This is a genomic window from Streptomyces sp. NPDC043812 (assembly GCF_056436245.1).
The window spans coordinates 24,223-46,411 of the sequence record NZ_JBWKCY010000002.1 but is presented as its reverse complement, the minus strand read 5'-3'; the positions used below and the strand labels follow the sequence as shown (position 1 = coordinate 46,411).

The following is a 22,189-nucleotide window of genomic DNA, read 5'->3' as shown; positions in this document are numbered from 1 at the left end:
CCCGCCGGGGTTCGGGCAGCGCCCAGAACCCCGGCCCGTGCCGTACCAACGGCGCCCGCGTGCCGTTGGCACGGCACGCCCTACGGGCGTGTTCTCACACGCCGGACGGGCTGGAGAGCCCGTCCCGCACCACCACCCGCCCCTTCCGGATCGTCGCCACCCTCCGCGCCCGCTTCGCCAGCGCCGAATCGTGCGTGACCATCACGAAGGTGAAGGCGTGCTCCTGCCACAGGCCCTCCAGCACGTCCATCACCTCGTCGCGCATCGACTCGTCGAGGTTTCCGGTCGGTTCGTCCGCCAGCAGCACCGCCGGACGCTTCACGAGCGCCCGCGCGATCGCGACCCGCTGCTGCTGGCCGCCGGACAGTTCACCGGGCAGGTGCCGCAACCGCTCCGCGAGCCCGACGGACTCCAGCGCCTCGGCCGCGCGCTCTCTCCGCTCAGCGGCCCGCAGGCCGAGCGGTACGAGGGCGGTTTCCACGTTCTCCTGGGCGGTCAGGGTGGGGATCAGGTTGAAGCCCTGGAAGACGAAGCCGATCTTCTCGGCGCGCACCCGCGTGAGCCGGGCCTCGGGCAGGGTCGCCAGGTCGGTTCCGTCCAGCAGCACGCTGCCCCGAGTGGGCCGGTCGAGGCCGCCGAGCATCTGCAGCAGCGTGGACTTGCCGCCGCCGGTCGGCCCCTGGATCACCAGGCGGTCGCCGTCCTCGATCGTGAGATCCACGCCGTCGAGGGCGTTCACGCTGTCCTTGCCCCGCCGGTAGCGCTTGGTGACTCCACTGAGCTGGTACATCATCAACTCCTGTTGCACGTAAGAAGAAGGAAGCGGGTCACTCGACGCGGCGCAGGGCGTCCGCCGGCCGCAGCCGGGACGCGCGCCAGCCGCCGAAGGCGCCCGCGACGAGGCCACCCGCGACGGCGAGCGCCACGGCGAGGCCGATGGTGGTGAGCGAGACGGGCGCGGTGAGCGCGATGTCGAGGGCGCGGGACGAGGCGCCCGGACCGGCCGCGCCGCCACCGCCGGGCCCGGCCATGCGCAGCCCGCCCCCAGCCGCGCCGCCGCCGCCCGCGCCGCCACCCAGCTCCGCCGTCAGCGTCGGGCTGAACGTCGTGATGAGCCACGCCCCCAGCAGCCCGACACCGATACCCAGCGCACCGCCGACGAGCCCGTTGACCACGGCCTCACCGGCCACCTGCCGCGTGACGCGCCCGCTCTTCCAGCCGAGCGCCTTCAGCGTGCCGAACTCCCGCACCCGCCGGCTCACCGCCGACGAGGTCAGCAGCCCCGCCACCAGGAAGGCAGCGGCGAGCACGAGGATCGACAGCCACTTGCCGACGCCCGAGGCGAGGTCGGACGCCGTGGACAGGGATCCGGACACGGTCTCGGCGAGATCGGCCGACGTCGTCACCGTCGTCCCGGAGATGTTCTTCTGGATGGCCTGCTTGACGCTGTCGATCTGCTGCGAGTCGGAGGTCTGGACGTAGACGGTCGTGACCTTGTCCTTGGCGTCGGCCAGTGTCTGCGCCTGGGTGAGCGGCAGGTAGACGTTGGCCGCGGCGTCACCGCTGTCGGCGGTTGCGATGCCGATGACCTCGTACTTCTTCCCGGAGATCGTGAGCGACTCGCCTACGGTGAGCTCCTTCTCCTTGGCCCACGCACTGTCGAGAACGACGACCTTCGCGTTCGCCTCGCCCGCCTCGAACGTCCGCCCGGACGTGATCTTCGACGATGTCAGCGGGCCGAGGTCCTGCTTGGCGACGTCCGTGCCGTAGGCGGTGTAGGAGTCGACGTCGAAGGCGGCGCCACCGCCGCGTACGGCACCTCCGCCCCCGGTGCCACCGGGCCCGTCCTGCTTGGGGAGTTGCTGCACCTCCCCGCGCTTGAACTCCCCGTCGACCTTCATCACGCGCACGTTCAGGCCGCCGACCGCGTCGGCGACCCCGTCCTGGGCACCGACCTTGCCGACGGTGGACGACGCGAGCGTCTCGAAGCCCTGGACCATGACGATGTCCTGGCTCTGTTCGGCGTCGTCCCCCTCGTCCTGGGCGTCGAACTCGAACCTCGGCCGCCGCACGGTCCCGCCCTCCTCGGGCGGTTCGGCGGCCTTGGTGACGGTCATGTCGGTGCCGAGTCCGTAGAGCGATTCCAGGACCTTGTCCTGGGCCCGACTCATGCCGGAGGACACCGAGTTGACGACGATGACCAGCGCGATCCCGAGGGCGAGCCCCGAGGCGACGACGAGCGCCGCTTTCCTGCGGCGGCGCAGCTCGCGCCGGAGGTAGGTGAAGAACATGGCGTGAAAGTAGGCGTGGGGTGTGATGGCGGGTTAAGGCGCGGATGAGAGCCGGATGAGTGTTGCCGTCGAGACCGGACCGATACGCAACGGGTCCTGGCCGGTATGCAGAGGGCCCCGTCGTGCACGTGGTGATGTTGCAGCTCGACCGCGAAGCGGGCCCGGCCGCTCCGCCACGATGGCCGCGAGCCCGGCACCGGCCGCTCCACGCGACAGAGCACGCCCCCGGGCGTTCAATGGATCTCATGGGTGGCCGACGGTTCCGACGGCTCGGGAGGCACCGCAGAGGCAGGGCCCTGGCCTCGGCCGGTCTCGCCTCCGTGCTCGCGGCGGCGTGTGTCACGACGACCGCCACGACCGCCCGCGCCGCGGATCCACCCCCGCCGCCACCGCCGCAGCTCGACGACGCCGAGGTGGACCGGGCCGTCGACGCGCTCGACGGCATCGTCCGGGAGGGCATGCAGAAGACCGGCGTCCCGGGCGTCGCGGTCGCCGTCGTCCACAACGACAAGGTCGTCCACATCAAGGGCTACGGAGAGCGGCAGGTCGGCGAGCCGGCCGCCGTCACCCCCGACACGGTCTTCCAGCTCGCGTCCCTGTCGAAGCCCCTGGCCTCGACGGTCGTCGCCGGGGCCGTCGGCGACAAGGCCATCGGCTGGGACGAGCCCGTCAAGGGCCATCTCCGGAACTTCGGGCTCAAGGACCCCTGGGTCACCGACCATGTCACCGTCGCCGACCTGTTCTCCCACCGGAGCGGGCTGCCCGACCACGCGGGCGATCTGCTCGAAGACCTCGGCTACGACCAGGAGTACATCCTGTCCCACCTGCGCTTCGAGCCCCTGGCACCGTTCCGCGCGAGCTACGCGTACACCAACTTCGGTGTCACGGCGGCCGCGGAAGCCGCCGCGAACGCCAAGGGCACAAGTTGGGACAAGCTCGCCGAGGACACCCTGTACTCCCCGGCCGGCATGAACTCCACCAGCTCCCGCTTCCTTGACTACGAGCGGGCGGGCAACAAGGCGGTCACCCATGTGAAGGCCGAGAACGGCAGGTGGGAGGCGAAGTTCGTACGGAACGCCGACGCCCAGTCTCCGGCCGGCGGTGTCAGCTCCACCGCCCGCGACATGACGGCCTGGATGCGCCTCCAACTCGCGAACGGCACGCTCGGCGGCGACCGGATCATTCCCGCCGCGCCGCTCGCCCGCACCCACCTCCCCGAGATCGTCTCCCAGCCGCCCGACAACCCGGCGGGCCGCACCGGCTTCTACGGCCTCGGATGGAACGTGGCGTACGACGACCAGGGCAGGCTGAAGCTGAGCCACTCCGGCGCCTTCGGCCTCGGCGCGAACACCAACGTGACCATGCTGCCGAGCGAGAAGCTGGGCATCGTCGTCCTCACCAACGGGGCCCCGGTCGGCCTGGCCGACTCCATCGCGTTCGACTTCTACGACACCGCGCAGTACGGGAAGCCGACCCAGGACTGGCTCACCCTGATCGGCGAGGTCTACGAGCAGGAGGAGCAGCAGGCCCGCTCCCCCACGAATTACGCGAACCCCCCGGCGGACGCGGCGGACGTCCGCCCCGACGACATATACACCGGGGCGTACCGCAACGACTTCTACGGCCCCCTGAACGTCACGGCCGACAACGGCGAGCTGACGCTCGAACTCGGCCCGAAGCCGATGCGGTTCGCGCTGACCCACTACGACGGCAACACCTTCAGCTTCGAGACGGTCGGCGAGAACGCGTCCGGCCGCACGGGCGTCACGTTCACCGTCGGCGACGACGGCAAGGCGTCGAAGGTGAAGGTCGAGAGCCTCGACGGGAACGGCCTGGGCACGTTCACCCGCGACTGAGCACACGGTGTGCGCGATCGCTTGTCGCCTGACCACCGGTGCGGTACAAACACGCAACGCACAGGGGCGAATTCCGGCCAGCCAAGGGCCCGGTTCGCCCCTTCATTTGATGTGCACACAACTACATGTGGGGGGTTGTCATGTCAGGACGCCGGGACACGATCAAGGGGTTGGCTGCTCTCAGCCTGATCGTCACCGTCATTGCGGCCGGAGTCTTCTTCTTCGTCGGGAGCGCCTCCCAGAAGCCGACCGGGTGGGGGGCCGCCTACGCCTTCGGCACTCCCGTCACCGTCGAACTGTCCAGCTCCTGCGGCACCGAGACCGTCATCAGCAACGGCGGCGAGGGCAAGACCACGGCCACGTGCGAAAACACGAAGTGGACGGCCGACGGGCAGTCGAAGACCGGGACGCTGTACGCCTACGCCGAGGACATCAACAACACCGAGGACGGCGACCTGTCGTTCACGGGCGAGGCGAAGGCACTCGGCGACCGCGCCTACGGCGAACCGGAGTCCTGGGAGACGGCCCTCCACCTGGGGTGCCTCGGAGTGGTGGGGCTCGGCATACTCGCACTGCTGATCTGCGGAGTGGCCGCGATCCTGCCGTCGCGACAGCGGGCCTGACGCCACGGGCGGATGCCCCGCCGGTGCTCACGGCAGCCGCGACGCGCCTGCCGTGAGCACCGCTTCCGTCTCCGCGAGCCGTGACGTCGCACCTTCGGGATCGTGTACGCGGATTCCGGCGGGACCGGCTCCCGTGTACACGACCTGCCGGATGCCGCGCTCCGGGCCCCCGGCCTGCGAGGGAGCACCGACAGCGCTCACGCGCTCTGTGGCTCCGGCAGCGCGTCACCCGTCTCCAGCAGCGTCTTGAGGCTGGAGAGCAGCGCCGGCCAGCCGCCGCCGATCATCTCCAGGACCGTGCTGCCGGGCTCGAACCCGTCGTGGACGACGGTGAGCTTGACCATCTCGCCGAGGGGCTCGATCTCGAAGCTCACCTTGGACCTCGGCTCCGCGGCCACCTCGGCGAGCACGTCCTCGCCGATCCCGACCGCCGCTGCCCACTCGGGCGTGAAGGTGTGCCAGGTGTAGGACAGCCTGCGGGGCGGGTCGGCTTCGAGGACGACCTGGTCGGGGTGGGAGGTCTTGCTGCCGCCCTCCTCCCAGACCATCGGCGACCCCGGCTGCCAGTCGGTCTCGAAGGCGGTTCCCCAGTAGCGGCGGGTGAAGGCCGGATCGGTCAGCGCCTGCCAGAGCCGTTCGGGCGTGGTCTTGATGTAGGTGGTGTAGACGAAGGTGTCGGCGTCCATGGGGGCCGTCTCCAATGCTCGCTTCAGGTCGGCGAGTGCGTGCACCCGCCGCCGGTCGTACTGACTGATCCAGCGGTCGGCGATGGCGTTGATCGGCTCGGCGTTGAGGTAGTGCAGCTTCTCCCGGCCCCGACGCACGGTGGTGACCAGATTGGCCGCCTCCAGCAGGGCCAGATGCTTGCTGACGGACTGCCTTGCCATGTCGAGCCCGGCGCACAGCTCCTGAAGGCTCTGCCCGTTGCGGTCGTTGAGCCTGTCCAGCAACCGCCGCCGGCTGCCGTCGGCCAACGCCTTGAAGACCTCGTCCATCTCCGATCCCTCTCCCACGTACACATGCAGCTGAATGGCTGCATAAGAACGATAGGCAGCCATTCGGCTGCATGTCAAGGCGAGTACTCCGGGAACGGAAGATCAGGTTCTGCTCAGAAGTCACGTGACGGCCTTGTTGCCGCTCACCGCGCACTGACACGATCACCGCAGCGCCGCACGGGCGACGCCCCCGATCCGGGAGAAGTGACCATGCCTCAGTCGCCGGCGCACCACGGACTCATGGCGACGGCGGCACTGCTGTCCGCCGCACTGCTCCCCCTGACCGCATGCTCCTCCGCGTCGACCGAGCACGACCGGCCGACAGCGACACGGACACCGGCACCGCCTCCCACCAGCCCGCCTCAGGAAGCCTCGCTGGAGCCCCCGGCACTGGACCAGAACGACGATGTCGCCGCACGCCAGGACGAGACGCGTGGCAACCGCAACGTCCCGTTCGCCGCCGGAACGCAGGGCAAGGCGCTGATCATCGCCCTTCGGTGCCAGGGCAAGGGCACCCTCAAGATCACGCTGTCACCCGGGGAGACCGGCGCCTCGCAGCCCTGCACGGCCGGGGAACCGAGCACGTTCCACCACGAACTCGCCGTCTCGGATGCCCATCGAGGCGGCACTGCCCACGTCGAAGCCCCCGCCGCGATGCGCTGGTCCCTGACCATCGGACGCGGCGAACCCGCCGAGCCCGAGTCACCCGTGCCGGGGTGAATCACCTCGCGTCCGCCCGGAACCGGCGGGGTAATCTCCCGCGGGTGGACATCGCAGACCTGACCCCGCTGGAGCGTCGCGTCTGGGAGGCATTCCCTCGCGGAGAGCCGATCGATGTCCGTCCCCGGGGCGGTGCGGACGTGGAGGACGGTGCGTGGGCCCCGGAGCGGACGATCCGCGCAGAGGTCATCCGCGCCCTCCTCATCAACGACCGGCCCGGAAGCGGTGACGTGCCCGCCCTCCGCCTCACCGGCGCCCGCATCACCGGTGATCTCGACCTTCAGTACGCCGAGATCACCTGTCCGGTCAGGATCACGGCCTGCGACTTCGAGCGACCTCTGAGGCTCGGCGGGGCACAGACCCGCCGGCTCGACCTCAGCGCTTCTCGTCTCCCCGCTCTTGCCGCGGACGCCATACGTATCGACGGCGCGCTCCGGCTTTCCGACTGCCGCATACCCGGGGGCGTCCGGTTGGAGAGCGCCCAGATCTCCGGCAGCCTCTTCCTCGACCGAGCTGGTCTCGGCGCCGACAGCGGCTGGGGGCTCCGGCTGAGCCACGCCTCTGTGGGCGCTGACATCTGGGCTCCCGAGCTGGTCTCCCACGGAAGGATGCGGCTCGAAGCCGCCCGGGTCGGGGGCTCCCTGAACCTGGAGGACGCCACCCTCACGAACCCGGAAGGTGATGCCCTCGACGCACCCCGCCTCAGCATCGGGACCGTGGCTCAACGCGGGCGGAGTCACCGCCGAAGGGCCGGATCAGACTCACCGGCACCAAGGTCACCGGGTGGATCTCCTTCGTGGAGGCCCGGCTGCACAATCCGGGCGGCGTCGCACTGGGCATCAGCAGTTGCGAGGCTGTGCAGTTCACGCTCAGGGACGCCGACCCGATCTCCGGGGACGTCCCGTCGTCGACTTCGGCCAGGGAAAGGCGTTCGCCCCCGCCGGCCTCCACCAATGGCTCTCCTACTTCGTCATCGCGGCCGGCTGGACCCTGGCCACGACCGTCGCCGCAGGAGTGACCCGCAACCTCCAACGCCAGTAGTGGAAGGCTGCATTCAGCGGCAGCCCGGTATCGGACGCGGCGAACCCGCCGAGCCGGAGTGAGGGCCGCCCTCACCCCCTCCCGAACCACATCTCCGCCAGCGCTCCCAGCGCCTGGTCCCCCGGCGCCGGCAGTTCCCGCAGGTACCACGGGAGATTGCTGTAGACGTGCAGCAGCGTGTACGCCATGAGTTCCGCCGGTTCGAAGGCCTTGCCGTACGCCGCCAGCAGGCGGTCCAGCAGCTTCGGGTCGCCGCGGGTGACGAACAGCCCCACGGCCACGAAGTCGTAGGCACGGTCACCGATCATCGCCGGTTCGAAGTCGAGGACGCCCGTGAGGCGCCATCCCTCCGGCGCGACCGTCAGGTGCTGGCGCATGAACTCGGTGTGCAACACGGTCGGTTGCGGGCTCCTCGGGAGCGCAACCCCGTCGAGGAAGTCCGGGATCTGGTCCAGCCAGTGGTTCGGGAGCTTGCGTTCACGCTGCCGCTCGACCGCTCCCGCCCGCTGTCTGTCCAGGAACGCGCCCCAGTCGCCGGGCCCGAGGAAGTCGGCGAGCGGGGCGGGGTCGAGAGCGTGCAGGGCGGCCAGGGTCTCACCGGCCTCGGTGACGATGCGTTCCCGGTCGGTCTGCGGGACGCGGTCCCAGGCGACGGACAGGTCCTCGCCGGGGAGGCGGGACATCAGGACGTACTGCCAGTCGTTCTCGTACGCGCCGTAGCTCCGCACCCGCGGGGTCGGCACCGGCAACCGGCCCTCCAGATACGCCAGTACGCGGCCCTCCGCGATGCCGTCCTCGGCCGCCGCGGCGGGGAAGAGCTTGAGGACGTGCTCGTCCCCGACCGCGTACACCGGCTGCGAGCCCGCGGTGAAGCGGACGAGCGGTGCGCCGCCGAGGCCGAGCCGGGTGCAGAGGTCCTCCGCTCCGGGGCGCATCACGGTCTCGTCGGGGACGACCGCGTCCCACTCTTCGTCTGTTTCCACCAGGGGCAGCATGACGGGGACGGTAGGGAGGCCGACGGGCAGCTTCAACTGCTTTACGGCTGTGGGCAGTACGCGTCCCGGGCCGGCCGCTCCCCCGTGAGCAGGAAGCCGGTCACCAACTGCCCTTGCCCCAGAAGGGATTGCCCCACCCCCCGCAGGGCGGGGCAGCCGGGGCCTGAGCGACGGAGCCGCGTCGCGAGAAGCGCTGTCCGACGATGTCCGGTTTCAGCACAGGTACGACGGTTCTGCAACCCCTGGAGAAGGCCCCGCTCTGGCGGGACTCCTGACCCCCTGACCAGGAGCGCAGGCCCCGCAAGCGGCTTCCGACCCGGGCCGGGAGCGGGTGTCGTGCGGACGGGCGCGGCCGGGCCTAGCCTGATGGAGGGATCTTTCCTCGTCTGGCAGGAGGCTGCCGTGAGGTACTCGCACGCAAGATGGCACAAGGCATGTGTGGGTCTGGCAGCGGCCGCGATGCTGGCGGTACCGGCATCCACAGGGGCCGCCCAAGCCGCTCCCACCCCCACCCCGGCGCCATCCGTCCCCGCCTCGCCGTCCGCCTCGGACGGCGAATTCCGCGAGCTCACCCCCGCCGTCGCCGCCCGCCTGGACAAAGCCATTCAGGACGTCATGAGCGAGGCCGGCGTGCCCGGTGTCTCCGTCGCGGTGTCAGCTCCGGGCAAGGGGGCCTACATCCGGTCCTTCGGCATCGCCGACAAGGCCACCCGTGCCCCCATGGATCCGGACATGCACATCCGCATCGGCAGCGAGACCAAGACCTTCACCGTGACCGCCCTGCTCGAACTCGTCGACCAGGGCAAGGTGGGTCTCGACGATCCGATCGGGAAGTACGTCGACGGCGTCCCCAACGGGAATCGCATCACCCTGCGCCAACTGGCCGGGATGCGCAGTGGACTGTTCAACTACTCGATGGACGAGGACTTCTTCAAAGCGCTGACCTCCGACCCGACACGACAGTTCACCCCACAGCAGTTGCTCGACTACTCCTTCAAGCACCCGGTGCAGTTCGAGCCGGACGCGAAGTTCGAGTACTGCAACACCAATCTGATCCTGCTGGGACTCGTGGTGGAGAAGGCCGGCGGCCTCCCCCTGAACGACTTCATCCAGCAGAACGTCCTGGACCCGGCCGGGCTGCGCAACACCGTGTTCCCGACCGACGCCGCGTTCCCCAGCCCGCACGCCCAGGGCTACACCAACCAGACCGCCACCGGAAAGGTCGAGAACGCCACGAACTGGAACCCGTCCTGGGGCTGGGCCGCGGGCGCGATAATCTCCGACCTCCAGGACCTGCGCAAGTGGGCACCCATCGTCGCCACCGGCACCCTCCTCGAGCCCGAGACGCAGGCCGAACGCCTCAAGGTCCAACCGACGGGCATTCCCGGCGCGGCATACGGACTGGGCATCTTCAACGTCCAGGGCTGGATCGGGCACAACGGCTCACTGCCGGGCTACGAGACGCTGACCATCTACCTGCCCGAGGCGAAGGCGACGGTGGCCGTCGTCCTCAACACGGACATACTCCACGGCGAGATCGAACCCAGCACCCTGTTCGGCCAGGCGATCACCCGCATCGTCTCCCCCGACAACGTGTACAACCTCCCGGTGCCCGTTACGCCCAAGACCACCTCCCCGTCACCCACCGGGTCGTGACGGAACGTCGGCTCCCGCCCGACGTCAGCACGTCACGGGAGCCGCCCTTCCGCGTTCCTCTGCCGCAACCGGGCGCGCAGCAGCTCGGCGGGGGACGCGGTGCGTACGTCGGCGGGCGGGCAGTCCCACTCCCGCCCGCCACCGGGCGGGCGTAGTTGTACGTACGTGCCGACCCGACCCATCACACGCCCCACTCGCCCGTCGCGCACGTCGACGGCGTACGCCCCGGGCTCCGGGACGTCGGCGGTCACTTCTCCAGCCCCTGGAGCACGGCCGCGAGCCGCAGCGCCGTGTCGAGGTTGCACCGCCCCAGGTCCACCAGCGGATACGGCGTCCCGCTCGTGAGCGACACCAGGTCCACCCGCAACGACGGCAGCGTCACCGAGACGACGCCGAGTCCGTGCCGCAGCTGGGCCACCACCTCCTCCGCGGCCCGCAGCCGCTCCGCCGAACGCACGACCTGCCCCTGCCCCATGACCGGCACCTCCACCACTGAGTGTTTGCTTTCCTCACCCAGCGTGTCCGTCGGTCGCTAGCCTGGGAAGTGGCGGCGGCCCAACAACGCGACCTGTTGATCCAGGAGTTGCACCATGCCCGGACCCAAGGATCTCGACCCGTCCGCGTCCCCCAGGGCGCTGCTCGGCGCGGAACTGCGCCACGCCCGCATAAAGGCCGGCTTCACCCAGGACGAACTGGGCGAGCCGCTGTTCGTGAGCGGCTCGTACATCGGCCAGATGGAGGCGGGCACGCGCGCCCCTCCGCTCGCGTATCTCGAAGGCCCAGGAACAGGCCAACTGGACGACGATCCCGCCACGGTCAGCCGCCACTCGCTGGCCTACGATCTGCTCGGGGCCAGCGCACTGTCGCCGGAATCATCCTTGGCCCTGATCGCATCAGTGGCGGAGGATTACGCACATGAGGATCAGCAGCCCTGAGTACGACCTGACGGCAGCCGTCTGGCACAAGTCCAGCTACAGCGACGGCAGCGGCGGCAACTGCGTGGAGGTCGCCACCTGGCGCAAGTCCACGTACAGCGGCGGCAGTGGCGGCGAGTGCCTCGAAGTCGCCGACGGCCACCCCGGCGTCGTCCCCGTCCGTGACTCCAAGAACATCGACGGTCCTCGGCTCGTCTTCACCGCCCCCGCATGGGCCGCCTTCATCGGGGACCTGAAGGGCGGCGGGGTCAGCGGCTGACCACACCTCCTCCAGAGCCGGGCAGCGTCCGCTCCGGTCGCGCGGGCAGCTCGCGGAGGCACCAGGGCAGGTCGCCGTAGACCTGCCGCAGCGCGTACGCGAGCAACTGCTCGGGCGCGAAGCCCTCCATACGCGGCGGAGAACCGTCGCAGCAGCTCTCGTCGGCGCGGGTCACCTTACGGCCCTGCCCCCGGACGGAGGAGCCGGGCGACGCGTCCCGGAGCTCGGGTGCCGAGCGTCGACCGCTCTCCTGCCCGCAGCGAGCCCAAGGACGGCGCCCACCCCCTGGCCTGCACCCACGCGTACGGCGACGAGTCCGCCCTGCCGGACCGGTCGGGATCACCCTCGCCACCGGCAGGCTGCCGGAGTACGCGGGCCTGCTGCCGGGGGATTCCGGTGGGAGCGGCCGCGCCGCCGCTTCGACGTCCCTGAGGGCTTCACCACCGTTGCTGCCCTGGTCAGCGGGTCGAAGCAGGCCGAGCTGTCGGTGGCCGCCGCTCCGCCGAGCAGTCCGCCCCGGCATTTCCTCCCGAACTGCCACTTGTCCCGCTGGCGAATATCTGATTAGAGTTCGGCAATGTCGAACGCTGGTCGGTGAGATCCATCACTCCATCCCTGTGGACCGATCGTCGCGGTTGTTGACGCAAAATGACGCGTCACTGGTCAGAGGGCCTGTTCCTTCTCGCGCGCGGCCCACGGTCCGCCGGACTACTTGTGAGCAAACCACCGGGAACTACTTATGCGAACCACCGCCACGAACCCGTCCACGATCCGGCGAACCATGAGCGCACACCGGGTCCCAGCCTCCCCGAGCGGGCCGGTCAACGCCCTTGCCGTGCACGCTTTCACCGTGCCCGCGGCGGCCTCGGCGGTTCCGGTGGCCCGCAGGCGGGCGGTCGGCGCGCTGCGGGGCTGGGGTCTGCACGAGGACGGACTGCACACGGCCTCGCTCGTGATCTCGGAGCTGGTCGGCAATGTCGCACGGCACGCCGTCCCGCATTCGATCAGTACCACGGTGAGGATCACCAGGACCGGGACGACGCTGGCGCTGGCCGTCCAGGATCGGCATCCCTTCCTTCCCCACCCCCCGGTCGCGGTCGACCCGGGGCAGGACGGCGGACGCGGCCTGCTGATCGTCGGCAGTCTCGCGCGCGAGGCCGGCGGCGCCCTTCACATGCTGGCCCTGGCCGGCGGCAAGGAGATCCGGGCGGTCTTCCCCGCCGCCGACACCGCGGGCGGCGCGGATCTCGTGGCCTGCCTGGCCGACGCGTGCCCCGTCATGCACTTCCTTCCCGAGCACTCCGGGGAGCGTTGATCCCGGACGCGCCGGCAGGAGGCGCGGTGCGCAACATGACCCCCGCCCGCGGGAACGCCGAAGGGCGGCACCTCCTGGGAGAGAGGTGCCGCCCTCGGTCAGGACGGGTCCGATCCGAAACGGATCAGAAGTCCATGTCACCGCCCGGCATGCCGCCCGGAGCGGCCGCAGAGGCCTTCTCCGGCTTGTCGGCGATGACGGCCTCGGTGGTGAGGAACAGCGCCGCGATGGAGGCCGCGTTCTGCAGGGCAGAGCGGGTCACCTTCGCGGGGTCGATGATGCCCTCGGCGATCATGTCGACGTACTCGCCGGTCGCGGCGTTCAGACCGTGGCCGACGGCCAGGTTGCGCACCTTCTCGACGACGACGCCGCCCTCGAGACCACCGTTGACGGCGATCTGCTTCAGCGGGGCCTCGAGCGCGAGCTTCACGGCGTTGGCGCCGGTCGCCTCGTCACCCTGGAGCTCGAGCTTCTCGAAGACCGAGGAAGCCTGGAGCAGCGCCACGCCACCACCGGCGACGATGCCCTCCTCGACGGCCGCCTTCGCGTTGCGAACGGCGTCCTCGATGCGGTGCTTGCGCTCCTTGAGCTCGACCTCGGTCGCGGCACCGGCCTTGATGACGGCCACGCCGCCGGCCAGCTTCGCGAGGCGCTCCTGGAGCTTCTCGCGGTCGTAGTCCGAGTCGCTGTTCTCGATCTCGGCACGAATCTGGTTGACGCGACCGGCAACCTGGTCGCTCTCGCCGGAGCCGTCGACGATCGTGGTCTCGTCCTTGGTGATGACGACCTTGCGGGCGCGGCCCAGCAGGTCCAGGCCGGCGTTCTCGAGCTTGAGACCGACCTCCTCGGAGATGACCGTGCCGCCCGTGAGGATGGCGATGTCGTTCAGCATGGCCTTGCGACGGTCACCGAAGCCCGGGGCCTTGACGGCAACGGACTTGAAGGTGCCGCGGATCTTGTTCACGACGAGCGTGGACAGGGCCTCGCCCTCGACGTCCTCGGCGATGATCAGCAGCGGCTTGCCGGACTGCATGACCTTCTCCAGCAGCGGAAGGAGGTCCTTCACGTTGCCGACCTTGGAGTTGACGATCAGGATGTACGGGTCGTCGAGCGACGCCTCCATACGCTCCATGTCGGTGGCGAAGTACGCCGAGATGTAGCCCTTGTCGAAGCGCATACCCTCGGTGAGCTCCAGCTCCAGACCGAAGGTCTGGGACTCCTCGACGGTGATGACGCCTTCCTTGCCGACCTTGTCCATGGCCTCGGCGATGAGCTCGCCGATCTGGGTGTCGGCGGCGGAGATGGAGGCCGTCGAAGCGATCTGCTCCTTGGTCTCGACATCCTTCGCCTGCTCGAGCAGGGCGCCGGAGACGGCCTCGACGGCCTTCTCGATGCCGCGCTTGAGGGCCATCGGGTTGGCGCCGGCCGCCACGTTGCGCAGGCCCTCGCGGACGAGCGCCTGGGCGAGAACGGTCGCGGTGGTCGTACCGTCACCGGCGACGTCGTCCGTCTTCTTGGCGACTTCCTTGACCAGCTCGGCGCCGATCTTCTCGTACGGGTCCTCGAGCTCGATCTCCTTGGCGATGGACACACCATCGTTGGTGATCGTGGGGGCGCCCCACTTCTTCTCGAGGACGACGTTGCGACCCTTGGGGCCAAGGGTGACCTTGACGGCGTCGGCGAGCTGGTTCATCCCGCGCTCGAGACCGCGCCGTGCCTCCTCGTCGAACGCGATGATCTTGGCCATGTGAAGTGGTCCTCCCGGACTGGGGTGGATTTGCGACGGACTGCGTGGCGCCCGCGACGGACGGCCTGCCTGCCTGTGGTTCCTTGCCCCACCCGGCCTGCGGGCCTCGCCGACCCAGTCCTTCTGTCACTCTCACTGGGAGAGTGCTAACGCAATGATTAGCACTCGACCCCCCCGAGTGCAAGCGGCTTCGGAGATGCCACGCGCCCCCGCACGCACGAGGGGCCCGCATCCCGGTGACCGGGATGCGGGCCCCTCGGCGTGAGTGCGTCGGTGGCCGATCGCGCCTGGATCAGACGGCGAGCTTGACCATGTCCGCCTGCGGACCCTTCTGGCCCTGCGAGATCTCGAATTCGACTCGCTGACCTTCTTCAAGGGTGCGGTACCCGTCCATCTGGATCGCGCTGTAGTGGACGAAAACATCCGCACCACCGTCGACCGCGATGAAGCCGTACCCCTTCTCCGCGTTGAACCACTTGACGGTGCCCTGAGCCATGCCTAACTCCCCTATTACTGGCCCTTGCACAGGACCGCACTTCGCGGACCCGGGTCAGACCTCACCCCAGCAGGAGGGGTGTGCGCCGGAACGCGTCGACCGCGGCTGAATGTATCTGCCCAACTGCCCTCTGCAACAGGTCAATCGGACGAGAAATCTGGGCAGGACCGAACGACCGATTCATGCGAATTCATGGAATTCCTGGGCAAGTCGGGCCCGGCAAAGTGGAACTTCCGAGGCATTTCGATCGCACACTTTGACCGCATTCTTACGGCACGGAGGCACATTCCGGAGCGGTCGGCGGAGGGGGCTTCCCAGACTCTACCGCGCTCAACCCTACAGAATTGCCCCCTCCGCTTCTCTCGCGGAGGGGGCAATTTCAGTAACTCTGGGTAATGCGACGGGGAATTCAGCAACCGCCTGCCACGGCCGGAATGATCGAGACGCCCGCACCGTCCGGCGTCACCGTCTCGAGGCCCTGCTCGAAGCGGACGTCGTCGTCGTTCACGTACACGTTGACGAAGCGGCGCAGCTTGCCCTGGTCGTCCAGGACGCGAGCCGCGATGCCCGTGTGGTTCTTCTCCAGGTTGGCGATGACCTCGGCGAGGGTCGCGCCGTCGGCCGGGACCTCGGCCTTGCCGCCCGTGTACGTGCGGAGAATGGTGGGGATGCGGACGTTGACGCTCATGGGTGCAGCCTTTCTTCGGTCTCGGGTGGTCAGTGGGCCAGGCCGGCGTCGCGGAACGCGTCCAGGCTCGGGCGGATCGTCGCGGTCGGACCGGTGGTCGGGGCGACCGCGTCCAGCGTCTTGAGGCCGTCGCCGGTGTTCAGCACGACGGTCGTGAGCGCCGGGTCGAGCACGCCCGCCTCGATCAGCTTCCTGGTCACACCCACGGTCACGCCACCCGCCGTCTCGGCGAAGATGCCCTCGGTGCGGGCCAGCAGCTTGATCGCGTCGACGACCTGCTCGTCGTTGACGTCCTCGACCGCACCGCCCGTGCGGCGCGCGATGTCCAGCACGTACGGGCCGTCGGCCGGGTTGCCGATGGCGAGCGACTTGGCGATGGTGTTCGGCTTCTGGGGGCGCACGACGTCGTGACCGGCCTTGAAGGCGGTGGACACCGGCGAGCAGCCCTCGGCCTGGGCGCCGAAGATCTTGTACGGCTTGTCCTCGACGAGACCGAGCTTGATCAGCTCCTGCAGACCCTTGTCGATCTTGGTGAGCTGCGAGCCGGAGGCGATCGGAATCACGATCTGGTCGGGCAGCCGCCAGCCGAGCTGCTCGCAGATCTCGTACGCGAGGGTCTTGGAGCCCTCCCCGTAGTACGGGCGGAGGTTGACGTTGACGAAGCCCCAGCCCTCGCCCAGCGGGTCGCCGATGAGCTCGGAGCAGAAGCGGTTGACGTCGTCGTAGTTGCCCTCGATGCCGACCAGTTCGCCGCCGTAGACCGCGGCCATGACGACCTTGCCCTGCTCCAGGTCGTGCGGGATGAACACGCAGGAGCGGAAGCCGGCCCGCGCTGCGGCGGCGCCGACCGCACCGGCGAGGTTGCCGGTGGAGGAGCAGGACAGGGTGGTGAACCCGAAGGCGCGGGCGGCTTCGACGGCGATGGCGACGACGCGGTCCTTGAAGGAGTGCGTCGGGTTGCCGGAGTCGTCCTTGATGAACAGGCCGCCGGTGACGCCCAGTTCACGGGCGAGGTTGTCGGCCTTGACGAGCTTGGTGAAGCCGGGGTTGATGTTCGGCTTGTCGGCCACGTCGGCGGGGACGGGCAGCAGGGGGGCGTAGCGCCAGATGTTGTTCGGGCCGGCCTCGATCTGCTCCCGCAGCTTCTGAGGATCGCCGCTCGGCAGGTCGTACGCGACTTCGAGCGGCCCGAAACACTCGGCGCACGCGAAGATGGGGCCGAGGTCGAAGCGCTGTCCGCACTCGCGGCACGAGAGTGCGGCGGCGGGTCCGAGATCGACGGACGCGGTGGCGGGGGTGGTGGTGCTTGCGACAGTCTGCGCAGCCATGGTGGCGAGGCCCTTTCTCCTCATCTTCCTCGTGACGCATCTCGCCACGAGACGGAATTGGCACCTTCCCCACCGTGACCTCGCGGTCGGCGGGAGGGTTGCCGGGGCTTCAACGGGCCGTTCCCTCTGCCCCTCTGGATGAGCGGTATTCGATTGTCGGCGAGGCAACCCCGGCATGCGCCGGTCACCTGCGTTGTTCAAGACTGTAACCGAAGGCGCGGACGGTTGAGATAGTCGTCCGAACCGCGAGATGGATCACAGGACCGACGGTGGACCCGATGTCAAGGAGACGCACCCGTGCTCGATGAGGTGGAGCGGTGGCTGGAAAGACGCTCGTGGTCAGCCGCCGACCGCACCCTGAACCAGCTGCTCACGGCCAAGGCCGGGCGTGGTCTGTCGGTCAGCGTCGTGCTCCCGGCGCTGAACGAGGAGGCGACCGTCGGTGACATCGTCACGGTGATCCGGCGCGAGCTGATGGAGGCGGTGCCGCTCGTCGACGAGCTGGTGGTGGTCGACTCGGGGTCCACCGACCGTACGGCCGAGCTGGCTGCGGCTGCCGGCGCGCGGGTGGTGCACCGGGACGCGATCCTCCCCCGGATTCCGGCCGTCCCGGGCAAGGGCGAGGTGTTGTGGCGGTCACTGATGGTGACCAGCGGGGACATCGTGTGCTTCGTGGACGCGGATCTGCGCGACTTCTCGGCGGACTTCGTGTCGGGGATCGTGGGCCCGCTGCTGACCGAGCCGGACGTGCAGTTCGTCAAGGCGATGCACGACAGGCCGCTCGGCAACGAGCCCGGGCAGGGGGGCCGCGTGACGGAGCTGGTGGCCCGGCCGCTGCTGAATCTGCACTGGCCTCAACTGGCCGGTTTCGTCCAGCCGCTGGGTGGCGAGTACGCGGCCCGGCGCAGCCTGCTGGAGCAACTGCCGTTCCCCGTCGGCTACGGAGTGGAACTGGGCATGCTGATAGACGCGCTGAACCTGGTGGGTCTGGACGCGCTGGCGCAGGTCGACGTGGGGACGCGCAAGCACCGCCACCAGGACGGCCAGGCGCTGGGCCGAATGGCCGCAGCCATCTACCGTACGGCCCAACTGCGCCTGGCCCGTGGTCACTTGGTCCGGCCGTCGATCACGCAGTTCGAGCGCGGCGACGGCGGATTCGTGCCGCGGACCCACACGGTGGACACCGAGGAGCGGCCCCCGATGCGCGAGATCGGTGAGTACGCGGCGCGTCGCGCGGCATAAGCCGGAACTGCCGTCCATTTTGTCTACATTTCCTATCTATGGACCCTATGGACCTCGTGATCGCCATGCACACGATCAACGGCGCGATGCCCCTGACCACCGAGTCGGCCGACGGCACCGGTGAACTGGCCCGCACCGGCTCCACCGCCGAGCAGCTGTGGCTGCTCGGCGGCATCGCGCTGAGCCTCACCGCCGCCGGTGTGGTCGCCGTCGTCGCGGCCCGCGGCCGTCGCCGGGATCACTGACCTGCGAGCAGGCGTACTCACGTTTGAGGGATTGCGGTACGGGCTAGGTTCGGCACATGGTCACCGATGCTGCACAGATCCTCGTCGCGTCCAACCGCGGCCCGGTCTCGTACACACTGACCGGGACCGGAGAGCTCGACGCCCGCCGCGGCGGCGGCGGACTCGTCTCCGGTCTCTCCGCGATCGGCTCCGACGCACAGTCGCTGTGGGTGTGTGCCGCCCTGGGCGAAGGCGACCGCGAAGCCGTACGGCGCGGGGTCGGCGAACCGGGCATCCGGATGCTCGACATCGACGCCGCCGTCCACGCGGACGCATACAACGGCATCGCGAACTCGGTGCTGTGGTTCGTCCACCACATGCTGTACCAGACGCCGCTGGAGCCGGTGTTCGACCAGGAGTTCCGGCGGCAGTGGGCCGCCTACCGGACCTACAACCGGGCCTTCGCGCAGGCCTTGGCGGAGGAGGCGGCCGAGGGCGCGGCAGTGCTCGTGCAGGACTACCACCTGGCGCTGGTGCCCGGCATGCTGCGGGAACTCCGCCCCGACCTGCGGATCGGGCACTTCTCGCACACGCCGTGGGCGCCGCCCGAATACTTCGCCATGCTGCCCGACGACATCGCGGAGGAACTGCTGCGGGGGATGCTCGGCGCGGACCGGCTCGGGTTTCTCACCAGGCGGTGGGCGGACGCGTTCGCCGCCTGCTGCGCCCACGTGGTCGGCGGCACCGGCACGACGGCGATCGGCGTCCACGGCCTCGGCGCCGACGCCGACTTCCTGCGCGAACGGGCACACCGGCCCGATGTGGCCGAGCGGATCGAGGAACTGCGCGCGGAGATCGGTGAGGGCCGCCGCACGATCGTCCGCGTCGACCGCACCGAACTGTCGAAGAACATCGTCCGCGGGCTGCTGGCCTACCGGGAGCTGCTGGAGACCCGCACCGAGTGGCGCGAACGGGTCGTGCACATCGCGCTCGCCTACCCCTCGCGGCAGGACCTCGCCGTCTACCGGGACTACACGGCAGAGGTCTCGCGCCTCGCGGACGAGATCAACGAGCAGTACGGGACCCCTGGCTGGACGCCCGTCATCGTGCACGTCAAGGACGACTTCGCACGCTCGCTGGCCGCGTACCGGCTGGCGGACGTGGCCCTGGTCAACCCCATCCGGGACGGCATGAACCTGGTCGCGAAGGAGATCCCGCTCGTCTCCGACGCGGGCTGCGTGCTGGTGCTGTCGCGGGAGGCAGGCGCGCACGAGGAACTGGGCGAGGACGCGATCACGGTCAACCCGTACGACGTCAGCGGGACGGCGGCGGCACTGCAAACGGCGCTGACGATGCCCGCGGAGGAGCGCGCGGAGCGCACGAAGCGACTGGCCGCGGGGGCGGTGGCGCTCCCGCCGCGCCGCTGGTTCCTGGACCAGCTGGAGGCTCTGCGGGCGGAGTGAGGCGAGCCACCCGGCGCCGGACGCGACGACAGGGCCCCCGCCCGGAGGCGGAGGCCCTGTCGCGGTTCAGCGGATCCCGCCCTCGCGGTGGATCAGAAGAAGCCGTTCAGGCTGTACCAGTCACCGGCGCTCTCCTCGCGCGACGCCAGGCCGCCGGTGCCGGTGCCCGGGTAGACGAGCTGGCAGCCCACCCCGCGGCAGCTCTCTCCCACGAAGGTGCTCTTGGTGACGGCGATGAGGTCGGCCTTGCCGTCGCCGGTGACGTCCCCCAGTCCGAGTAGGGACTCCATGACGTTCCAGCCGCCCTTGCCGATCAGCACCCGGGACCCGAGGGCACCGTTGGCGCCCGGGTACAGGAACAGCTCGCCGGTCGAGGCCTTGCGGGCGATCAGGTCCGCCTTGCCGTCGCCGTTCATGTCGCCGGCCCCCACCATGGCGCTCATGCCGGTCCAGCCGCTCGCACCGATGACCTTGCGCGCGCCGAGGGTGCCGGTGCTCGTGCCGGGGTACAGCCACAGCTTGCCCGTGGCCTTCTCGACGGCCAGCAGGTCCGAGCGTCCGTCGCCGGAGAGGTCTCCGTGGGCGACGAGCCTGCTCATCGTGTTCCAGCCGCCGTTGCCGATGAGCTTGCGGGCACCGAGGCTGCCGGTGCCGGCGCCCGGGTACAGCCACAGCTTCCCGGTGGACGCCTCGCGGGCGATCACGTCCTCCCGGCCGTCACCGCTGTAGTCGCCGTGCCGGACGAGGGCGTTCATGGCGTTCCAGCCACCGGTGCCGACGAGCTTCCCGGAGCCGTCGCCGCGCAGGAACCAGAGCCGGCCCGCCTTGTCCCGGACGAGGACGTCGGCCTGCTTGTCGGCGTTCAGGTCGCCGAAGCCCGACGCCTGGGGCGCGGTGCCCGCGTACCACTCGGGGTAGGCCGCCATCCAGCACTCACGCTCGGTGGGGACGAAGCTCACCGAGCTGACGGTGCGGTGGGAGTAGCCCCATTCCGTGCCCGCGGGGTCGGGACCCCAGATGGAGACGCCGCCGTCCCTGTCGTAGTTCGCGTTGTCGTGGAGACAGGCGAACTTGGACGTGTGGTTGACGACGGACTGGAACGTGTTGTCCCAGCTCCCCAGCGTCGCCTTGTTCGTGTTCGTCTTGAACATCGTGCCCGTGCCGTTGTCGGACTTCCAGGCACAGAAGTAACCCGACGGGCAGTCGCGGATCGCGGCCTGCGCGGGCGCCGCGCCCGCACCGAGAAGCCCGAGCGAGGTGAGCCCCAGCGTCGTGGCCAGTGCGGCCACACGCCGGAGCAGAGTCGTGCGCATGTGTTCCCTCCCTGACGCGGCGCGGAGAGACGCTCGACGCGCCGCAGCAGGAAGATACCGTGATCAAGCCATGGCGCGATCACGAGTTTCGCCTTCGCGCTCGGCAGCCCGGCCGTCCTCACGGCAACGGCCGGACAGATCGCGACAAAGCCCTACGCGACGCGCTCCGCCAGGGCGGCCAGCAGGTCGGCCACCGCGCCCGGACCCGGCAGGACCAGGTCGGCGCGGTCGACGAGCTCCGGTACCTCGCTGCCGCTGCACACCAGCAGCCCCGGGACGCCGTCCGACCGCAGCTTGTCGACCGCCGAGTAGGCGGCCAGGTCACCGAGGTCGTCGCCGGCGTACAGCACCGCCTCGGCGCCCACCGCCCGTACGTACTCCGCGAGGGCCACGCCCTTGTCCATGCCCGGTGGGCGCAGTTCCAGGACCATGCGGCCGGGCTCCAGGATCAGGCCGTGGCGGGAGGCCAGCGTCGCGAGCGGTTCGCGCAGCGCGTCGAACGCGGCCTGCGGATCGTCGGCCCTGCGGGTGTGGACCGCGACGGCCCGGCCCTTCTCCTCGATCCAGGTGCCGTGCCAGGCGCCGATCCTGTCGAGGAATCCGGGCAGTTCGGCACGCGCGGCTGCGACGCCGGGATGCGGGTCCGGGGCGTGCACGGTGGCGCTCACCGCGTCCCAGCGCTCCGCACCGTAGTGCCCGAGCACGACGAGGTGGTCGAGTCCGGCGACCCCGGCGAACCCCCCGTAGCGCACGGCGACTCCCGCCGGCCGGCCGGTGATCACGGCGACGGAGGCGACCTTGGGGGCGAGCGCCGCCAGCGCGGGAACGGCGCCCGGATGGGCGCGCGCCTGCTCGGGGTCGGGGACGATCTCGGCGAGTGTGCCGTCGAAGTCGAGGGCGACGACGGCTCTGCCGGGCCGCTCGAGAAGCGCCGCGAGACCTTCACGGCCGGCAGGGGTGGACGGCGTCGGCATGGTGTGTGCGTACGGGGAGCTGCCCATG

24 protein-coding genes and 1 riboswitch are annotated in these 22,189 nt (G+C 69.9%); of the genes, 10 read left to right on the top strand and 14 right to left on the bottom strand.

The window, feature by feature from the left end; all coding sequences use genetic code 11:
* Window positions 1–94 precede the first annotated feature (94 nt).
* Both AC067Z_RS02895 and AC067Z_RS02890 read right to left on the bottom strand, forming a co-directional pair.
* Window positions 95–790: an ABC transporter ATP-binding protein gene (locus AC067Z_RS02895; protein ID WP_478787641.1), complete on the bottom strand. Its 696-nt coding sequence runs from the start codon at window positions 788–790 to the stop codon at window positions 95–97.
* A gap of 37 nt (window positions 791–827) precedes the next feature.
* A complete protein-coding gene (locus tag AC067Z_RS02890; RefSeq protein ID WP_478787640.1) occupies window positions 828–2,291 on the bottom strand; it encodes an ABC transporter permease in 1,464 nt (487 codons plus the stop codon).
* Between the two features lie 245 nt (window positions 2,292–2,536).
* Here AC067Z_RS02890 and AC067Z_RS02885 point away from each other — a divergent pair, with 245 nt between their 5' ends.
* Both AC067Z_RS02885 and AC067Z_RS02880 read left to right on the top strand, forming a co-directional pair.
* Window positions 2,537–4,147, top strand: a complete 1,611-nt coding sequence (locus tag AC067Z_RS02885) for a serine hydrolase (RefSeq protein WP_478787639.1) — start codon at window positions 2,537–2,539, stop codon at window positions 4,145–4,147.
* A 170-nt stretch (window positions 4,148–4,317) separates the two neighbouring features.
* Window positions 4,318–4,770 carry a hypothetical protein gene (locus AC067Z_RS02880; protein WP_478787638.1) on the top strand — a complete coding sequence of 151 codons (453 nt, stop codon included), beginning with the start codon at window positions 4,318–4,320 and terminating at the stop codon, window positions 4,768–4,770.
* 27 nt (window positions 4,771–4,797) lie between these two features.
* Here AC067Z_RS02880 and AC067Z_RS02875 read toward each other — a convergent pair whose 3' ends face one another.
* Both AC067Z_RS02875 and AC067Z_RS02870 read right to left on the bottom strand, forming a co-directional pair.
* A complete protein-coding gene (locus AC067Z_RS02875) occupies window positions 4,798–4,971 on the bottom strand; it encodes a hypothetical protein (RefSeq protein ID WP_478787637.1) in 174 nt (57 codons plus the stop codon).
* Entirely contained in the window at window positions 4,968–5,765 is a 798-nt protein-coding gene (locus AC067Z_RS02870) for an ArsR/SmtB family transcription factor (RefSeq protein WP_478787636.1), read from the bottom strand. The genes AC067Z_RS02875 and AC067Z_RS02870 overlap by 4 nt, the downstream gene beginning before the upstream one ends.
* 210 nt (window positions 5,766–5,975) lie before the next feature.
* Here AC067Z_RS02870 and AC067Z_RS02865 point away from each other — a divergent pair, with 210 nt between their 5' ends.
* Complete coding sequence (locus AC067Z_RS02865) at window positions 5,976–6,485, top strand: hypothetical protein (RefSeq protein WP_478787635.1); 510 nt, start codon at window positions 5,976–5,978, stop codon at window positions 6,483–6,485.
* Window positions 6,486–7,597: 1,112 nt separating this feature from the next.
* Here the strand turns inward: AC067Z_RS02865 and AC067Z_RS02860 are convergent.
* Complete coding sequence (locus AC067Z_RS02860; RefSeq protein WP_478787634.1) at window positions 7,598–8,521, bottom strand: phosphotransferase family protein; 924 nt, start codon at window positions 8,519–8,521, stop codon at window positions 7,598–7,600.
* A 459-nt stretch (window positions 8,522–8,980) separates the two neighbouring features.
* On the opposite strand from AC067Z_RS02860, the gene AC067Z_RS02855 reads away from it, so the two are divergent.
* Entirely contained in the window at window positions 8,981–10,177 is a 1,197-nt protein-coding gene (locus tag AC067Z_RS02855; protein WP_478788038.1) for a serine hydrolase domain-containing protein, read from the top strand.
* A 32-nt stretch (window positions 10,178–10,209) separates the two neighbouring features.
* Here the strand turns inward: AC067Z_RS02855 and AC067Z_RS02850 are convergent, their stop codons facing one another.
* Window positions 10,210–10,428, bottom strand: a complete 219-nt coding sequence (locus tag AC067Z_RS02850) for a hypothetical protein (RefSeq protein WP_478788067.1) — start codon at window positions 10,426–10,428, stop codon at window positions 10,210–10,212.
* Complete coding sequence (locus AC067Z_RS02845) at window positions 10,425–10,652, bottom strand: hypothetical protein (protein WP_478787633.1); 228 nt, start codon at window positions 10,650–10,652, stop codon at window positions 10,425–10,427. The genes AC067Z_RS02850 and AC067Z_RS02845 overlap by 4 nt, the downstream gene beginning before the upstream one ends.
* A 115-nt stretch (window positions 10,653–10,767) precedes the next feature.
* Between AC067Z_RS02845 and AC067Z_RS02840 the strand changes: the two genes are divergently transcribed.
* Both AC067Z_RS02840 and AC067Z_RS02835 read left to right on the top strand, forming a co-directional pair.
* Window positions 10,768–11,112, top strand: a complete 345-nt coding sequence (locus AC067Z_RS02840) for a helix-turn-helix domain-containing protein (protein WP_478787632.1) — start codon at window positions 10,768–10,770, stop codon at window positions 11,110–11,112.
* Window positions 11,093–11,371 (top strand): DUF397 domain-containing protein, encoded by a 279-nt coding sequence (locus tag AC067Z_RS02835; RefSeq protein WP_478787631.1) that lies wholly within the window; start codon window positions 11,093–11,095, stop codon window positions 11,369–11,371. The genes AC067Z_RS02840 and AC067Z_RS02835 overlap by 20 nt, the downstream gene beginning before the upstream one ends.
* On the opposite strand, the gene AC067Z_RS02830 is transcribed toward AC067Z_RS02835, so the two are convergent.
* Entirely contained in the window at window positions 11,361–11,546 is a 186-nt protein-coding gene (locus tag AC067Z_RS02830) for a hypothetical protein (protein ID WP_478787630.1), read from the bottom strand. The two genes, AC067Z_RS02835 and AC067Z_RS02830, sit on opposite strands and share 11 nt — an antisense overlap.
* A 606-nt stretch (window positions 11,547–12,152) precedes the next feature.
* Here AC067Z_RS02830 and AC067Z_RS02825 point away from each other — a divergent pair.
* Window positions 12,153–12,686, top strand: a complete 534-nt coding sequence (locus tag AC067Z_RS02825; protein WP_478787629.1) for an ATP-binding protein — start codon at window positions 12,153–12,155, stop codon at window positions 12,684–12,686.
* A gap of 124 nt (window positions 12,687–12,810) precedes the next feature.
* Here AC067Z_RS02825 and groL read toward each other — a convergent pair whose 3' ends face one another.
* The 4 genes from groL to thrC form a co-directional block, all read right to left on the bottom strand.
* Window positions 12,811–14,433 carry a chaperonin GroEL gene (gene groL, locus AC067Z_RS02820; RefSeq protein ID WP_478787628.1) on the bottom strand — a complete coding sequence of 541 codons (1,623 nt, stop codon included), beginning with the start codon at window positions 14,431–14,433 and terminating at the stop codon, window positions 12,811–12,813.
* Between the two features lie 292 nt (window positions 14,434–14,725).
* Window positions 14,726–14,929, bottom strand: a complete 204-nt coding sequence (locus tag AC067Z_RS02815) for a cold-shock protein (RefSeq protein WP_005315736.1) — start codon at window positions 14,927–14,929, stop codon at window positions 14,726–14,728.
* A gap of 409 nt (window positions 14,930–15,338) precedes the next feature.
* Window positions 15,339–15,617 carry a MoaD/ThiS family protein gene (locus tag AC067Z_RS02810; RefSeq protein WP_478787627.1) on the bottom strand — a complete coding sequence of 93 codons (279 nt, stop codon included), beginning with the start codon at window positions 15,615–15,617 and terminating at the stop codon, window positions 15,339–15,341.
* Window positions 15,618–15,646: 29 nt separating this feature from the next.
* Window positions 15,647–16,945: a threonine synthase gene (thrC, locus tag AC067Z_RS02805; protein WP_478787626.1), complete on the bottom strand. Its 1,299-nt coding sequence runs from the start codon at window positions 16,943–16,945 to the stop codon at window positions 15,647–15,649.
* A gap of 17 nt (window positions 16,946–16,962) precedes the next feature.
* A riboswitch (SAM riboswitch) is annotated at window positions 16,963–17,090 on the bottom strand.
* 152 nt (window positions 17,091–17,242) lie between these two features.
* On the opposite strand from thrC, the gene AC067Z_RS02800 reads away from it, so the two are divergent.
* Genes AC067Z_RS02800 through AC067Z_RS02790 form a run of 3 tightly spaced genes read left to right on the top strand, consistent with a single transcriptional unit; the run spans window position 17,243 to window position 19,874 of the window.
* Window positions 17,243–18,187: a glucosyl-3-phosphoglycerate synthase gene (locus AC067Z_RS02800; RefSeq protein ID WP_478787625.1), complete on the top strand. Its 945-nt coding sequence runs from the start codon at window positions 17,243–17,245 to the stop codon at window positions 18,185–18,187.
* 38 nt (window positions 18,188–18,225) lie between these two features.
* Complete coding sequence (locus AC067Z_RS02795; RefSeq protein WP_478787624.1) at window positions 18,226–18,432, top strand: hypothetical protein; 207 nt, start codon at window positions 18,226–18,228, stop codon at window positions 18,430–18,432.
* Window positions 18,433–18,488: 56 nt separating this feature from the next.
* The gene (locus tag AC067Z_RS02790; protein WP_478787623.1) at window positions 18,489–19,874 is read left to right on the top strand and encodes an alpha,alpha-trehalose-phosphate synthase (UDP-forming); all 1,386 of its coding nucleotides are present in this window, start codon (window positions 18,489–18,491) and stop codon (window positions 19,872–19,874) included.
* Window positions 19,875–19,966: 92 nt separating this feature from the next.
* Here the strand turns inward: AC067Z_RS02790 and AC067Z_RS02785 are convergent, their stop codons facing one another.
* Together AC067Z_RS02785 and otsB are read right to left on the bottom strand one after the other, a co-directional pair.
* Window positions 19,967–21,187, bottom strand: coding sequence for an FG-GAP-like repeat-containing protein (locus AC067Z_RS02785; RefSeq protein ID WP_478787622.1), 1,221 nt, complete (start codon window positions 21,185–21,187; stop codon window positions 19,967–19,969).
* Window positions 21,188–21,339: 152 nt separating this feature from the next.
* The gene (otsB, locus tag AC067Z_RS02780) at window positions 21,340–22,188 is read right to left on the bottom strand and encodes a trehalose-phosphatase (RefSeq protein ID WP_478787621.1); all 849 of its coding nucleotides are present in this window, start codon (window positions 22,186–22,188) and stop codon (window positions 21,340–21,342) included.
* Window position 22,189: the final 1 nt, after the last annotated feature.

Excerpts from the sequence above, each read along its gene's own strand:
- AC067Z_RS02895 (WP_478787641.1), bottom strand. The coding sequence starts at position 790 with ATGTACCAGCTCAGTGGAGTCACCAAGCGCTACCGGCGGGGCAAGGAC.
- AC067Z_RS02890 (WP_478787640.1), bottom strand. The coding sequence starts at position 2,291 with ATGTTCTTCACCTACCTCCGGCGCGAGCTGCGCCGCCGCAGGAAAGCG.
- AC067Z_RS02885 (WP_478787639.1), top strand. The coding sequence starts at position 2,537 with ATGGGTGGCCGACGGTTCCGACGGCTCGGGAGGCACCGCAGAGGCAGG.
- AC067Z_RS02870 (WP_478787636.1), bottom strand. The coding sequence starts at position 5,765 with ATGGACGAGGTCTTCAAGGCGTTGGCCGACGGCAGCCGGCGGCGGTTG.
- AC067Z_RS02865 (WP_478787635.1), top strand. The coding sequence starts at position 5,976 with ATGCCTCAGTCGCCGGCGCACCACGGACTCATGGCGACGGCGGCACTG.
- AC067Z_RS02860 (WP_478787634.1), bottom strand. The coding sequence starts at position 8,521 with ATGCTGCCCCTGGTGGAAACAGACGAAGAGTGGGACGCGGTCGTCCCC.
- AC067Z_RS02855 (WP_478788038.1), top strand. The coding sequence starts at position 8,981 with ATGCTGGCGGTACCGGCATCCACAGGGGCCGCCCAAGCCGCTCCCACC.
- AC067Z_RS02845 (WP_478787633.1), bottom strand. The coding sequence starts at position 10,652 with ATGGGGCAGGGGCAGGTCGTGCGTTCGGCGGAGCGGCTGCGGGCCGCG.
- AC067Z_RS02840 (WP_478787632.1), top strand. The coding sequence starts at position 10,768 with ATGCCCGGACCCAAGGATCTCGACCCGTCCGCGTCCCCCAGGGCGCTG.
- AC067Z_RS02835 (WP_478787631.1), top strand. The coding sequence starts at position 11,093 with ATGAGGATCAGCAGCCCTGAGTACGACCTGACGGCAGCCGTCTGGCAC.
- AC067Z_RS02825 (WP_478787629.1), top strand. The coding sequence starts at position 12,153 with ATGAGCGCACACCGGGTCCCAGCCTCCCCGAGCGGGCCGGTCAACGCC.
- groL (WP_478787628.1), bottom strand. The coding sequence starts at position 14,433 with ATGGCCAAGATCATCGCGTTCGACGAGGAGGCACGGCGCGGTCTCGAG.
- AC067Z_RS02815 (WP_005315736.1), bottom strand. The coding sequence starts at position 14,929 with ATGGCTCAGGGCACCGTCAAGTGGTTCAACGCGGAGAAGGGGTACGGC.
- AC067Z_RS02810 (WP_478787627.1), bottom strand. The coding sequence starts at position 15,617 with ATGAGCGTCAACGTCCGCATCCCCACCATTCTCCGCACGTACACGGGC.
- thrC (WP_478787626.1), bottom strand. The coding sequence starts at position 16,945 with ATGGCTGCGCAGACTGTCGCAAGCACCACCACCCCCGCCACCGCGTCC.
- AC067Z_RS02795 (WP_478787624.1), top strand. The coding sequence starts at position 18,226 with ATGGACCCTATGGACCTCGTGATCGCCATGCACACGATCAACGGCGCG.
- AC067Z_RS02790 (WP_478787623.1), top strand. The coding sequence starts at position 18,489 with ATGGTCACCGATGCTGCACAGATCCTCGTCGCGTCCAACCGCGGCCCG.
- AC067Z_RS02785 (WP_478787622.1), bottom strand. The coding sequence starts at position 21,187 with ATGCGCACGACTCTGCTCCGGCGTGTGGCCGCACTGGCCACGACGCTG.
- otsB (WP_478787621.1), bottom strand. The coding sequence starts at position 22,188 with ATGGGCAGCTCCCCGTACGCACACACCATGCCGACGCCGTCCACCCCT.